The sequence below is a fragment of the Sporosarcina sp. SG10008 genome, from assembly GCF_044569405.1.
GTDB lineage: Bacteria > Bacillota > Bacilli > Bacillales_A > Planococcaceae > Sporosarcina > Sporosarcina psychrophila.
Genome location: NZ_CP172607.1, coordinates 1,063,908 through 1,078,926, shown reverse-complemented (window position 1 = coordinate 1,078,926; position 15,019 = coordinate 1,063,908). Strand labels below are relative to the sequence as shown.

Annotated in this window: 8 protein-coding genes and 1 pseudogene; 1 reads left to right on the top strand and 8 read right to left on the bottom strand. The window is 40.6% G+C overall.

Annotation, left to right across the window (positions count from 1 at the left end):
* Positions 1–716 precede the first annotated feature (716 nt).
* The 3 genes and pseudogenes from ACGLYD_RS05260 to gltB form a co-directional block, all read right to left on the bottom strand.
* Positions 717–978, bottom strand: a pseudogene (locus ACGLYD_RS05260) (group I intron-associated PD-(D/E)XK endonuclease); the annotation flags it as partial.
* A gap of 95 nt (positions 979–1,073) precedes the next feature.
* Positions 1,074–2,555 carry a glutamate synthase small subunit gene (gene gltD, locus ACGLYD_RS05255; RefSeq protein ID WP_342537969.1) on the bottom strand — a complete coding sequence of 494 codons (1,482 nt, stop codon included), beginning with the start codon at positions 2,553–2,555 and terminating at the stop codon, positions 1,074–1,076.
* 17 nt (positions 2,556–2,572) lie between these two features.
* Positions 2,573–7,105, bottom strand: a complete 4,533-nt coding sequence (gltB, locus tag ACGLYD_RS05250; protein ID WP_399631738.1) for a glutamate synthase large subunit — start codon at positions 7,103–7,105, stop codon at positions 2,573–2,575.
* A 120-nt stretch (positions 7,106–7,225) separates the two neighbouring features.
* Between gltB and ACGLYD_RS05245 the strand changes: the two genes are divergently transcribed.
* The gene (locus ACGLYD_RS05245) at positions 7,226–8,128 is read left to right on the top strand and encodes a LysR family transcriptional regulator (RefSeq protein WP_067207950.1); all 903 of its coding nucleotides are present in this window, start codon (positions 7,226–7,228) and stop codon (positions 8,126–8,128) included.
* Between the two features lie 1,165 nt (positions 8,129–9,293).
* Here ACGLYD_RS05245 and ACGLYD_RS05240 read toward each other — a convergent pair.
* From ACGLYD_RS05240 to ACGLYD_RS05220, 5 genes are read right to left on the bottom strand one after another with little or no spacing between them, the layout of a single operon-like run.
* Positions 9,294–10,502 carry an ABC transporter permease gene (locus ACGLYD_RS05240; protein ID WP_187047403.1) on the bottom strand — a complete coding sequence of 403 codons (1,209 nt, stop codon included), beginning with the start codon at positions 10,500–10,502 and terminating at the stop codon, positions 9,294–9,296.
* On the bottom strand, positions 10,495–11,427 hold the full coding sequence (locus tag ACGLYD_RS05235; protein WP_067207944.1) for an ABC transporter ATP-binding protein: 933 nt from the start codon (positions 11,425–11,427) through the stop codon (positions 10,495–10,497). Before ACGLYD_RS05235 ends, ACGLYD_RS05240 begins: the two co-directional genes overlap by 8 nt.
* Before the next feature lie 23 nt (positions 11,428–11,450).
* Positions 11,451–12,296: an ABC transporter ATP-binding protein gene (locus tag ACGLYD_RS05230; RefSeq protein WP_067207941.1), complete on the bottom strand. Its 846-nt coding sequence runs from the start codon at positions 12,294–12,296 to the stop codon at positions 11,451–11,453.
* Between the two features lie 2 nt (positions 12,297–12,298).
* A complete protein-coding gene (locus ACGLYD_RS05225; protein WP_067207939.1) occupies positions 12,299–12,688 on the bottom strand; it encodes a GntR family transcriptional regulator in 390 nt (129 codons plus the stop codon).
* 15 nt (positions 12,689–12,703) lie between these two features.
* Entirely contained in the window at positions 12,704–13,426 is a 723-nt protein-coding gene (locus ACGLYD_RS05220) for a hypothetical protein (RefSeq protein ID WP_067207936.1), read from the bottom strand.
* Positions 13,427–15,019 lie beyond the last annotated feature (1,593 nt).

Genomic DNA, 15,019 nt, shown 5'->3' with positions numbered 1-15,019 from the left:
TTAATAAAAATCTCTCCTCTCAAATTAGGTTTATATCTATCCTTCTCTCATCAACGACCAAGACAGTTAAAATTATTATGCTCTGTAACAACTTTAGCCGGCACTATTTCTACTTCACCAATCCCAAACAGTAATGTTTACGATTTACTTGTTTGTTTATCATACAAGAGAGTTTTTAAATTAGCAACTGATTTTTTCGTAATGCGTATTTCTAAAAAAAACCCCTAAAAAAGGTATATCTGACGATCCAATTGCATAGTTTCAAAATACAATCCAAGTCAACAAATCACTAAAATCACGCATTTTCTTGGTTTATCTAGAAACTTATCGTTAAGAAATTGACCTACTTTAGTTGCATATTTATTGAACATTAAAAGGAATTGATGAACCTTGCCGCATCTTCGCATTGTGTAGAGAATTAATCTTGAAAAGGAAAAGATCATAGTGAATTCTCCTTACTATTTGTGATATCAAAAAAGCCGACTACCCCGTTTTGGGTAATTCGACTTTTAAAAGAAACGTCCCCTATTTTACTTTGACTAACCTAACTTTCTTTTGGCACTCATTTTCTATTTTAAGTAGTCTTTACCAGCATCAGTAAGTGTCGCATTCTGATGATGACTGTTCTTTTACTCTACTTACTAAAAAAACTAGTTTGATATCATTCATATATTTTTTGTCCAAGGAGGGATTCGAGCCCCCGACCGACGGCTTAGCTAGACGCCAGGAACCTCACGATAATCTTTTGCAAATTTTACGTTGTGTAACTGATTATTCTTCGGTGCATCTACTCTCAAGCTAAATGACTTATCAAATCGTTTAGGCTCAAAGTAATAGCATTTCATCGGTTTGTGGACAATAAACGCAGTACACATCAATTTCGTTTTTGTCGACAACTGATGTAACTATTCCTTTTGTGTTGCAATAAGATGAACGAAATCTCACTTCTAGAATCCCTCTTGAAGTTAACTCCCTATAGGAACACTTTGATATCCAGCTTCTCGAAAAGCGATCTAGCCGGTTCCAGAGTGACCCCTGCATACATCTGTTCAGCTTCCTCCAACGCTGCCGTATTAGCAAATGACTGACTGCTTACTTACATACTCATTGACTTTTTTCGCTACATCTTGCCCTTCTTTAATGGCCCAAACGATAAGACTTTGACCTTTTCTCGCATCTCCTGCAGTAAATACGCCATCTACATTTGTTGCATAATCTTTTGTTGTTGCGGCAATTTTTTTGTTTACAATGTTCACGCCCAATTGATTTGGTAATGAAAGCTCTGCTCCTTCAAATCCAATTGCAACAAACACAAATTGTACAGGCCAAATTTTTTCTGTACCAGGTATTGCTTTAAAGAAATGAACCCCATCTTCCCCTAGTATTTTTTCCATATGAATTGTATGAAGCTCTTTTAAATTTCCTTTCTCATCTGCGACCATTCTCGTTGTTTGGATTAAGTATTCACGAGGATCTTTGCCATATTTAGCTTCCGCTTCCTCATAAGCATATTCCAATTTGTAAATATTCGAATCGGTTGGCCACAAATTGTCTTCCGCTCTTGTATCTGGTAGCTGTGGATGTTTTCCGAACTGGACAACTGATTTACAGTTTTGACGAATTGCAGTTGCCACACAGTCTGCCCCCGTATCTCCTCCACCAATTATGATGACATCTTTCCCTTTTGTATTGATAAATTGCCCGTCAGCAAAATTAGAATCCAGCAAACTTTTGGTAGTAAAAGTTAAGTAATCCATTGCAAGATGAACTCCATTTGAATCGCTACCTTCCATGCGAAGTTCACGTTGTTTCTGTGCGCCGATACATAAAATAATCGCATCGAATTCAGCTTTTAATTGATCTGATGAAATATCTTTACCAATTTCCGTATTTAACACAAAATCGATTCCTTCTTGCTGGAGTAACTGAATTCGACGTTCAACTACATCTTTTTCTAGTTTCATATTTGGAATGCCATACATGAGTAGTCCACCAACACGGTCCGCACGTTCAAATACAGTTACAGAATGACCCGCTTGATTTAACTCATCTGCGCTTGCAAGTCCAGCAGGTCCAGAGCCGACTATAGCAATTTTTTTCCCTGTGCGCTCTACTGGAATTCTAGGTACTATCCAGCCATTTTCAAATCCTTTATCGATAATAGTACGCTCAATATTTTTAATCGATATTGCTGGATCTGAAATGGCAAGTGTACAAGATCCTTCGCAAGGAGCTGGACAAACACGACCAGTAAATTCTGGAAAATTATTTGTCATGGATAATCTTTCTAGTGCTTCCTGCCACTTTCCTTTATACACTAAATCATTCCACTCAGGGATTAAGTTATTAATAGGACAACCGGCAGTCGCACCTTGTATTTCAATCCCCATATGGCAAAAAGGAGTCCCACAATCCATACATCTTGCACCTTGTGTTTGAAGTGCTTCATCTGTTAACTTCGAGGCATACTCTCCCCAGTTTTTAATACGTCTGAGAGGGGCTTCTTCCTTTCCTTTTTCTCGTTTATAATCCATAAATCCAGTAGGTTTACCCATTTACTATTCCCCCTCCCTTATTTTTTCACAAGCGCGAGTGGCTTTATTTCTGGGTTCACGGAAGTTGCTAAAAATGCTTGCATTGCAGCTGCATCATCCGTTAAACCATCCCTTTTAAAGTCAGCGATTTTTTCGAGCATTTTCTTATAATCATTTGGCACGACCTTTACAAATCTTTGAACATTTTCCTCCCATTTATCTAGTATGTTCATAGCTTTCGTGCTTTTCGTGTAATAATAATGATTCATAATTAATTGGCGAATCGCATGTTTTTCTTCTGATAATTCAATTCGTTCAAATCCAATCATTTCTGTGTTACATTTTTGTTTTAATCCATCCAAGTCATCAACAAGTACATACGCAATGCCGCCAGACATTCCTGCGCCGAAATTTTTCCCAACATCCCCTAATATGACAGCACGACCACCTGTCATATATTCACAGCCATGATCCCCAATGCCTTCTACGACAACATCTACTCCACTATTTCGAACTGCAAAGCGCTCTCCAGCACGTCCATTTATAAATGCAGTTCCACTTGTTGCACCGTATAGCGCAACATTTCCAGCAATAACATTTTCTTCAGCAACACCTTGAATAGGTGCAGTGACAATCAGTTTTCCACCAGATAATCCTTTGCCAAAATAATCATTTACATCCCCTGTTACATACATAGACATCCCTTTTGGTATAAACGCACCAAAACTTTGCCCGGCTGCTCCGGTAAATCGAAGTGTGATCGAATCGGGGGCTAATCCTCTAGCACCATATAGTTTGGATATTTCGCTTCCAATAATCGTGCCTACTACACGGTCCGTGTTTGCAATTGGATAATTCAATTCCACTTTGGATTCACTTAGAATAGCATGTTCTACTTTTGGTAATAATTCACGTAAGTCAAATGATTGTTCTATTTTATGATTTTGTGGAATTTTAAACGTACGTGCTCCTTCTGGCTGATAAAGCAATGCCGTTAAATCCAATTGTTTTGCTTTCCAATGTTCTTTTGCACGATCACTAACTTCTAGCACATCCGCACGTCCTACCATTTCTTCTACTGTTCTGAATCCAAGTAACGCCATATACTCACGAACTTCTTCCGCTACGAATTTCATAAAATTCACAACATAATCAGCACTTCCTGTGAATTTATTGCGAAGTTCCGGATTTTGAGTCGCAATTCCGACTGGACAAGTGTCTAGATGACACGCACGCATCATAATACAGCCTAAAACGATTAATGGAGCTGTTGCAAATCCATACTCCTCAGCTCCAAGTAAGGCAGCCATTACAACGTCTTTACCAGTCATCAATTTCCCATCTGTTTCCAGTTTCACTCTATCACGTAAACCGTTTAATATTAATGTTTGATGCGCTTCTGCGAGTCCTAGCTCCCAAGGTAGTCCCGTATGTTTAATGCTCGTTTTAGGAGATGCACCTGTTCCACCGTCATATCCACTAATGACAATCACATCTGCTGCACCTTTTGCCACCCCAGCAGCAATCGTTCCAACACCCGATTTCGCCACTAGTTTCACACTAATACGAGCAGTTCTATTCGCATTTTTTAAGTCATGAATTAATTGCGCCATATCTTCAATCGAATAAATATCATGATGTGGAGGTGGAGATATTAATCCAACTCCAGTTGTCGATCCACGAACATCGGCTACCCACGGGTATACTTTATTACCTGGTAACTGACCACCTTCGCCCGGTTTCGCACCTTGCGCCATTTTAATTTGCAGTTCATCTGCTTGCACTAAATAATGACTTTTCACTCCAAATCGACCAGACGCTATTTGTTTAATGGCACTTCTTCGGTTATCTCCATTTGCATCTAGTTCATAACGGCTAGGATGTTCTCCACCTTCCCCACTATTACTTTTACCACCTAGGCGATTCATCGCAATAGCAAGTGTTTCATGGGCTTCTTTGCTTAATGAACCAAACGACATCGCTCCCGTTTTAAATCGTTTGACAATGGAATCTACAGACTCGACTTCTTCCAGTGGAATACATTTAACATCTTTTTTAAATGTCAATAAATTACGCAAAAATCCAATACGCTCTTCATTTGCCATTTCTGCATATTGTCTATATAAACCGTAATCCGCTTTTCGAGTAGCCCACTGAAGTGTGTGGATTGTTTTCGGATTAAATGCATGATGTTCACCAGTACTTCTCCACTGGAAATCGCTACCTGAATCTAAAGAAGCCCCAGTGGAATCTATAGCTGCTTGATGTCTTTTATGCGCTTCTTCCACGATTGTTTCTAGATTAATACCTCCTAATTGAGAAACAGTTCCTGAAAAATAACGTTCAATCACTTCTTTACTAATCCCTACTGCTTCAAAAATTTGAGCTCCGCGATAACTTTGAACAGTTGAAATACCCATTTTCGACATTACTTTCACTACACCATCTGTAATACCTTGACTATATTTCGCAACCGCTACTGCATAACTACTATCAATATGCCCTTCTTCTATTGCTTCTGCAATCGTTGCATAAGCAAGATATGGATTAATCGCATCTACCCCAAATCCAATCAGAGCAGCAAATTGATGTACTTCTCTTGCTTCACCGGATTCCACAATAATACTTACCTTCGTTCGATTTCCTGTGCGAAGTAAATGTTGATGGAGGCTACTTGCAGCTAGTAGGACTGGAATTGTAAATTGCTTTACATCCAACAGTCGGTCGGAAAGTATGAGCAAGGCTATTCCTTGTGCTATATATTCATCCGCTTGTTTAGAAACATGGCATAAATCGATTTCTAAATTTGCAGACATAGTTAAATCTATAGTTGCACTTCGGAATTTGTTTGATTTCATATCGTTTAATTGGCTAAACTGGCTATTTGTTAAAATAGGTGTGTCTAAAAAGATTCGTTCGCTATTAGATCGATTTGGATGCAGTAAATCTCCTTCTGCTCCAAGTAGCGTCATTGTAGATGTCACAATATGCTCACGAATTGAATCTATTGGTGGATTTGTTACTTGTGCAAAGAGCTGTTTAAAATAATTAAATAACGATTGTGGTCGATCTGATAAAACGGCTAGTGGTGTATCATTCCCCATTGATCCAATTGGGTCTTTGCCATCTAACGCAATCGGAATCATGTATTTTTGAATATCTTCATATGTGTAGCCAAATGCTTTTTGTTTGAACAATAAATCATCTATTTGCTCTGGTTCTTCCATTTCAGATGTAAAAGTTACTAAATTTTCGTCTAACCATTGTTGGTAAGGTAATGCATTAGCCATATCTGATTTAATTTCTTCGTCTGAAATAATACGACCTTGTTCTAAATCAACAAGTAGCATTCTTCCAGGGGTTAAACGTTCTTTGTATAAAATATTTTCTTCCTCTACATCTACTACCCCTACTTCAGAAGAGAAAATAATATAATCATCTTTTGTCACATAGTACCGAGCTGGTCGTAAACCATTGCGATCTAAAATTGCTCCAATTTGTTTCCCATCTGTAAATGAAATAGCTGTTGGTCCATCCCATGGCTCCATTAAACTGCTGTGATAAGAATAGAAAGCCTTTTTCTCCTCAGTTATATGAGGGTTTTCTGTCCAAGGTTCTGGTATTAACATCATGGCAGCGTGAGCTGGTTTTCTACCAGCAAGTACAAAAAATTCAAATGCATTATCTAACATGGAAGAGTCGCTCCCATTTGTATCAATGATTGGCAATAGTTTTGGAAGATCCTCCCCAAATGCTTCTGATACAAATTGCTGTTCCCGTGCTTTCATCCAGTTAATATTTCCACGTAATGTATTTATTTCACCGTTATGAACAATATATCTGTTTGGATGTGCTCTTTCCCAACTTGGAAAAGTATTGGTACTATAGCGAGAATGTACTAATGAAAAGGCAGATGTAAATAGCTCATCTTGAAGATCCACGTAAAAAAGATTCACCTCTTTGGGAGTAAGTAATCCTTTATAGACGATTGTCTGACTTGATAGACTTGCACAATAGAATTTTTTATCCTGTTGTAGTGCCCAGTGCTCCACTTGTTTTCGAATGATATATAATTTACGTTCAAATGCAAGTGAATCAGTTGCGTTTATTGCTTTGATGAATACTTGACGAACGACTGGTACTGTTTCTTTTGCTTTTTCACTTAGAACACTAGCGTTAATTGGAACTGTTCTCCACCCGATGAGTTCTTGCCCTTGCGCAATAATCATGTCGTTAATTTTTTGTTCAATGCCCGCACGTTCTTCATTATTGTCTGTAAAAAATAGCATTCCTACGCCATAAGCTCCTTTTTCCGGCAAATCCCATTCATTACACACAACACGAAAATAAACATCTGGTATCTGTACCATCAGTCCTGCACCATCACCCGTTTGACCATCGCTTCCACGTCCCGCACGGTGATCAAGTCGACATAACATTTCTAATCCTTTTTCTACGATATCATGTGTTGCATTTCCTTTTATATGTGCATATAAACCTATCCCGCATGCGTCATGTTCAAACGTTGGATCATACATGCCCTGTGCTTTCGGTAATTGATGAAATGTCATTTGAACCCCTCCATTTTCCATAAAAAGTAACTTACTAATATTATATGTTTTCAAACTAATACAAACAATATATAATTTGGATATAAATGATCTGTTTTTGAGATAGATTAGGAGGGAAGTATGGAAATACGCCAGTTGAGGTACTTTATCGAAGTAGCAGAACGTGAACATATTTCAGAAGCAGCTATTCATTTGCATGTAGCCCAATCAGCTGTAAGTAGACAAATTGCAAATTTAGAAGATGAACTTGGAGTAGAATTATTTGAACGTGTTGGTAGAAATGTGAAGTTAACACAAATTGGCAAGATTTTTTCAGAACATAGCATTTCTGCTTTGCAAGCGATTGATTATGCGAAAAAACAAATAGACGAATATTTAGATCCAGATAAAGGGACTATCAAAATTGGATTTCCTACTAGTTTAGCTGGTCACCTATTACCTACTGTCATTTCAGCGTTTAAAAAAGAATATCCCAATGTAGCGTTTCATTTACGTCAAGGATCATATAATTATTTGATCGATGCTGTGAATAAAAGGGAACTAAATCTTGCCTTTTTAGGACCGCTTCCTCCAAAAGATGACTCGATCAACACATCTATTTTATTTACTGAAAATTTCTCTGTACTTTTACCTTCGAATCACCCCTTTGCAAAACGTGAGAAGCTACAACTTATTGATTTAAGAAACGATGATTTCATATTATTTCCAGAAGGATATGTACTAAAAAAAATCGCAGTAGAAGCATGTAATAGCGTTGGCTTCACACCGAAAACTTCATCAGAAGGAGAAGATATGGATGCCATCAAAGGGTTAGTAGCAGCAGGTATCGGTGTAACTATTTTACCCGAAAGCTCTTTTTACGATTCTACACCACGATTTACAGTTAAAATACCAATAGAAACACCAATCATTCGAAGAACCGTTGGAATCATTAGCCCCGCAACTCGAGAGCTTTCGCCATCTGAAAAGGTATTCCATCAATTCGTCACCCGCTTCTTCTCTATACTTGGTCAGTACCAGTAAAACCCCTGTAATATTGGCTAAAAAATTATTAATAATAGGAGACAAAATTGTGAGTTTCATGTTTCACATGTTTTTCATTACTCATAAATATTCTGGATGGTTTTTACCCCATCCAGAATTTACGGTAAATAAAAAACTCTAATCGGACTGTATTTATTGTTCTCGACAGCGGAGAATTTCTTGCGCCCCCTTCAGGTCAACCCCCATGAGAATTAGTTTAAGACCCCGCTTTTTTCAAAATCTCCCCAATTCTTTTACCAGAATTCGACATCTGTTCCCTTAAGAAATACAGCCGTCTTCATTTTCACACAATACATTTCGTTCTTTGCCTAAAATCTTGTATTTGAAACAGCGTTTATCCGGACAAAAAAACGTCAAAACCTTATCAAAAGGGTTTGACGACTTTACGTGAATACTTTTGGAATTAGCACAGTGCCTCGGCAATCTACAGTTAAGATTGCAAAGGGTCAAATCTCTCCACCTTACTTAATAAGAAAGTCACGTCTGTTGATTAACCATTTTCTTGCATAAATAACAGATATGCATAAGCTTGAAAACCCATTTTCACTGGATCATTTCCGGTTCGCTTTCGGCACACTATTCAAGTGAAAAATGCTGTTGCTTTAGAAGTAAAGAAGAGCAACCTTTTTCACAAGGTATCGGTGCCCGAAGATGCAATTTCGGGCACTCTGGTACATTGCACAATGTGTTCTTTAATAAGGCTTAAACTCCACATCAGGTAAGCTCCTATAGAAAGTGACACTTCCTAAAATAAGAAAAGACCATAGAGAAAGCTTCAGCCGCCAAAATTGCATCTTTGGCGGCTTTTACCCAGTTAGGAACCCTCCATTCCCTCGTTCCCAAAAGCATTAGCACTTCGTGTACCTTTGCCTTTGGGGCGCGACGGATGAACGACCACCAGACTATTACTGAAGAAGATGTATAGGAATGCGGCGAAGTCGCATTCCTATACATCAAAATAGCTCAGTTATATAAAGAAGTTGTTCAATTCAATGCGAGCCAGAAGCAACTGTACACCGAGCGCCTAGTAGTCAATTAAGTTATTTATTGGTTATTTTTAGTTAATGAACACATGTGTAAGAAAGTTTTCTATTCTATAATTTATAAGGTTAATAGATATTGTTGATTAGCAAGCTCTATTTTTTTACGCCCGAATCCATTTCCAAATTTCGCCCGGTGTAGCGTTCTTGCCATACATCAGGATGCCAATCTTGAAGACTTTGCCCGCAAGTTTCATGAAGACCCAGACGCTGACGACAAGAATTCCGATGGCGATAATGATTTGCACCCACGGCCATTCTTCAAGAAGTGACAGGCGCATAATGAGAACGCCAGGTGATGTAAACGGGATATAGCTTCCAAGCTGCGCCCAGAATCCGCTTGGATCGCTGAAGACTGGTCCAATGAAAAGGAATGGGCTGAATGGTAACATCATGACCATGCCCTGGAAATTCCCCGCTGTCGAGATATCAGCCATTGTGGCACCGATTCCGACGAATAGCGCCGCATAGAGCAGGTATCCGAGGATAGAAATGAATATTAGCACTAGAAGTTCGGGCACTAACAGATACTCAATAATCGGAAAATCGATTTTCCAGATGAGCACCGGCAGCGCGATGACAATATAGACAACGACCTGGATGATACCGAGGACAAAATAGCCGATGATCTTGCCTTGCATCAGTTCTGCAGGCGTTAAAGACGACAGAATAATCTCAGCAATTTTGTCTTTCTTCTCCTGGGACGCGCTTTGGAAGATTGCCATTCCGGTGAAGACAATTGACAGCATGACGACAGCCGCAAATGCTCCTGGAATCACACGTTCCAGCATGTTTTCACTGAACAGGCCGCCTTCTTCCGGTTTTTCTGAAGCATCTTCAAAGACGACTCCCTGCGCGACAACTGCCGCTTCTTCCTGTGTCAGGCCGAGCTGTTCGATCTGCAGCATCTGTAGCGGACCACCGAGGATCTGGACTTCATCCATGAAGGCTGAACTCGTATCTTCATGCGTGTAAACTGCAACTTTTCCGGTTTCAATTGCCTGTTCGTCGATGAAGATATACGCAGCGTCTTCTTTGCCTTCAAGCGCTGAGGTGGCTTCCTGTTCTGTGGTGTCTGTCTGTTCCATCTGCCATTCGGTATTTGCTACCGCTGCTTCCAATTGTCCGTAGACCCCGAGCTGGTCATTGACGTAGACTGTCGTTGTCGCTGCTTCATCATCCGAACTGAACAGGTCCGGCAGCAGGAAAAATGCTAGGAAGATGATTGGTGTCAGGAATAGGCCGATGATGAACGACTTGCTTTTCATATTGCGTTTGATTTCCCATTTAGCGACTTTCATCGTGTTACGCATGCAACTCACCCACTTCCTTCAAAAGATTCTTGTCCGTGGCGATATCTATGAAGATTTCATGGAGCGAAATCCGGTCAATCGATAGTTCCTGAATGTCGAGTTCATCTGGAAGATTTTTCAGCCAGACAGCGGGTTGCACATGTTTTGTGAGATAAAGCACAGCCGTTGCCCCGTTCTGTTCGACCCGCTCGACTTCTGGCAGGTTTTCAAGCAGGCTGCGGCTGTTGCTGCCGTTGATCGTGCATTTGAAATTAGCATATTCCTTTTTGACATCACTCAGGGTCCCGTAGATCACTTTCGTGCCGCGGTGAATCAGGAACAGCCGGTCCGCCATCTCTTCGACAAGGTTCATCTGATGCGAAGACAATAGAATCGCCGTGCCTTTTTTGGCCAATGAACGGATTTCTTCTTTGAACAGCTCCTGGCTGACCGGATCAAGACCTGAGAACGGCTCATCCAGAATCAGCAGTTCCGGTTCATGAAGAATGGAGGCGATAAACTGGACTTTCTGACCCATCCCTTTCGACAACTCCTCGACCGATACTTTATCCTTGCCCTCTAGGCCGAACTTTTTCAAGTACTCGAGCGCGCGTTCTTTAGCTAGGTCCAGCGGATAATCCTTCAGGTCCGCAAGATACAGCAGAATGTCCATGACCTTGACGTTTTTGTAGAGCCCCCGCTCTTCCGGCAGATAGCCAATTTTATCACGCGGGATATCTTTCGTAGAGCGGTTCCGGAAAGCGATCGTACCTTCATCGGGATACAAGATGCCCATGATGTTGCGGATTGTCGTCGATTTCCCCGCCCCGTTCGGTCCGAGCAACGCCATAATCTCTCCCTTTTTCACTTCGAAGGAAATATTTGAGACAATCTTCTTATCCTTGAAGGATTTTCCTAAACCTTCTACAGTAAGCATTGTTTCCATTTCTCTCATCCTCTCTTAGTTCTCTACTTCAGCAGAAGGCTGATGATTTCTTCCAGTTCCAAGGCTTTGACGTCAATGACACTGTGTTCGTGTTGCGTGAAATACTGTTCCGTTGTGTCAGGATTATCTGATATCAGCTCGTTTCCGGAACGGGAAAGCTCACCCGGTACTCGCACCGCCGGCATTTCTTTGAGCCAATAGCGGCGGAATCCGGCAGCGAGCATGTCTTTCTCATACCGGCCGACCGCCTGCCCGTCCTTCATCAGAAACAAGTAATCCGCCAGTTTCTGAAGATCCTCCGGCTGATGAGTTGTCAGGATGACAGCACGGTCCTCCTTTTCCATCCACTCGACAAGCAAATCCATGAATTGTTTTTTTGATGGGATGTCGAGTGACACGGTAGGTTCATCGAGAATCAGGATATCAGTATTCCGCGGCAATGCGAGCGACAGGCTCAGCTTCTGCTGGAGACCTGGCGATAATTTGCCGAAACGCTTATCGAGCGGGATGTTGAGTAGCTGGATCATGCGTTCAAAAAGCTTCTCATCCCATTTCGTATATAAAGGGGCAATCAGCCTTTTCAGGTCCTCTCCTGTATAGGCGTTCCAGCCAACAGCGTTTTGCGGTTGGTACGTGACATGCCTTTTCCAGCTTTCGTCTTTCCCGTCGACCGATTTACCAAAGACCCTGATCCCTCCTCCGTCCAGATTCGCCAGATTCATGATCAGCTTCAGCAAGGTGCTTTTGCCAGAGCCGTTATTGCCGACCAGCGCCGTGATGGTCCCCGGCTCAATCGCTAGACTGACAGGCCCGAGCTGAAAATCATCAATCTTTTTATTCGCGTCTTTTATTTCAATCCATGGCTGCATTGTCATTCCCCTTTCGCGAGTTTTTCTAAAGTCTCTTCAAAAACCGTTTTGATTTCATCGACAGTATAGTCGTAATCCATCGCGTTGCGGATGGCCCGTTCGAATTCCGTTTGGACGGAAGCCGTCATCGTTTCCTGTTTCATGGAGTTCTGTATTTCCGCGACAAAAGTCCCTTTGCCATGGACTGTTTCGATGAAGCCCTGTGACTCCAGGTCCTGATAGGCGCGACGAATCGTGATGACGCTAATCTCCAGGTCTTTCGACAGCACCCTGATTGATGGAAGCGGCGTTCCTGCAGGTAAATGGCCTCCTGCAATCAGTGCTTTCAGCTGCTTTTCAATCTGGTGATAAATCGGTTCACGAGAATCTTTGGATAAGCGTATCGGCAGCAAAGTCCAGCCCCCCTCTCACAGATATTCCGTTTTCTTAATGGTTTTTCTCATATCCGCTTGCCAGTATTTACAGCCCGCAATGCTCAAGACAATAGCCACGATGACTGACAGCAGTGTCCATTCAGTTGCAAGCGACATCGTCCAGTGGATAAAGCCGTTCTCTGATAAAAGCGGGAACATGAAATAAAGTGCAACGGCGCCAATCACCAAGTAAATAAACGATTTTACGATGGTACTCGTATTGAAATTTCCTCCCGCTTCGCTCGCCGCCATGATAAAGCCAACTGAAATCGATAAACCCAGCCAAATCAGCAGGAATGCGATGTAAGCGATAGGCGTCATCATGTCCCGGAAATTCTCCGACATCAGCGGCATCGCGATGAACAGAACCAACTGGAACGGAAATGAACAGAATGCATGAATGATGAAGCGGCTTTTGACGATGATGTTTTTGGAGATCGGCAGCTGCTGCAGCATGATAATTGAGGGCGCTGTCCATAAATCCCCATCCATCTTCTGCATCTGGAATTCCTTACCTTTCATCCAGGCCGGAAACATGAAGAAAATCAGCATGAACATAAAATCAAAGAATTTGAATTCGCCTTCCAGGTAAACATCGAACGACAGCATGAAAATCAGGCTCATCACAATATAGAAAATCAAGATCAGTAGAAAGCTTTTTATTGAAGCCTTTATTTCAAAAGCTGCGAGCCTGTATGCTTCTTTCCATTCATTCATATATAAACACCCTTCCTTAACTGTTATACTGTTTATACTCATATACACAGTAACACATTCTTTTTAGAGTGGTCAATTCATTTTAAAAAAGAATAAACAGTAGTTGAGGAGCGTGGCATAATTTTCTTGAAGAGAAATATAGTGAAAACAGTTGAAATAGATGGAAATATCTATATTACAACTGGTGATGTTTTATTGCTTATTAAATAGCAGTGGACGCAAGTTATAAAAAACTTGCGTCCACTTTTTATTTATGATCAGATTTTATTCTCTATCTACAAGTTCTAAGAATTTATCTCTCCAAGCTACAGCAACTGCACGACCCTCTTCCGGCAAATCGTTTGCAAATGGAGATAAATACAGTACAGTTGGTATCCTGTTCTTTTACCCTACTTACTAAAAAGACTGATTTGATGTCATTCATACATCATTTTTTAATGCCCAAGGAGGGATTCGTCACCCGACCGACGGCTTAGCTAAACACTAGGAACCTCATGATAATCATTTGCAAACTTTACGTTGTGGGCCTGATTATTCTTCGGTGCCTCTACTCACAAGCTTATGACTTATCAAATCGTTTAGGGTCAAACTAATAGTATTCAACGGTTTGTGGACAATAAACACAGTACACATCAATTTCGTTTTTGTCGGCAACTGATGTCACTATTCCTTTTGTGTAAAAAAAAGATGAACGAAATCTGACTTCTAAATTCCAACTTTATAAACAACATATCAATCGATATTTCTTTCAAAAGCATAGTGTCGAAACGCGCTAATCAATTGTCGTGTGAGAAATCCGCGTAGTTACTGTTCAAAACAATCAAATTCAACCAGGCTCTCAGCAAATAAAAAACACCTGAAACATTGAATTAACAATGTTTCAGGTGTTTTTTATTCAAATTAATTTTATTACATTATGTCCCAGGAGGGATTCGAACCCCCCCACCCGAAATCTTAGTAGGCCGTTGCTCTACCCAGCTGAGCTACTAAGACAACACAGTCATACCAACAATTTGAGACGTTTTTAAACTCTAATAGGGATTCGGTCAATTTACTTTTTCAGACCGTAACTACCTTTGAACCAATGATAACCTTATACAAGCCTATTGCAAAGCCCAGTTCGTTTCGATAGCAACTTCAATTCACATGGGTGTATGAGGTCACTTATATATAGAAAGTTACCCTTCCTATATATCGGAAACTATGCCCCTCTATTTCCACAATAAGCTCTTTTTTCGCTTATAAGGAGAAAACAATGAAAGCAAGTCAACATTAAAGCATAGGAACGCTCACAGGATATTCTCAGATGGTATTATCTGTTTTGGCAATACAAATAAAAAACGAGATAAACACTTGGTTACCTCGCTTCATTGCTACTCGCATTCTCTTGCTTCTCAACCGCCTGAACTTGTTCTATACGCTCTTTTAAACTCACCTGAGCAACATACATATATATATACATTTGCCTTCGTAGGAGCGCTCATAAATCTATTCTCTGACCTCGCACTTACCCTATATCAATGTTCTACCTGCTCATGTAAAAGAATGATTTTACTTTAATCCTCTTTAAATACTTAAACAAGTGTTATACCA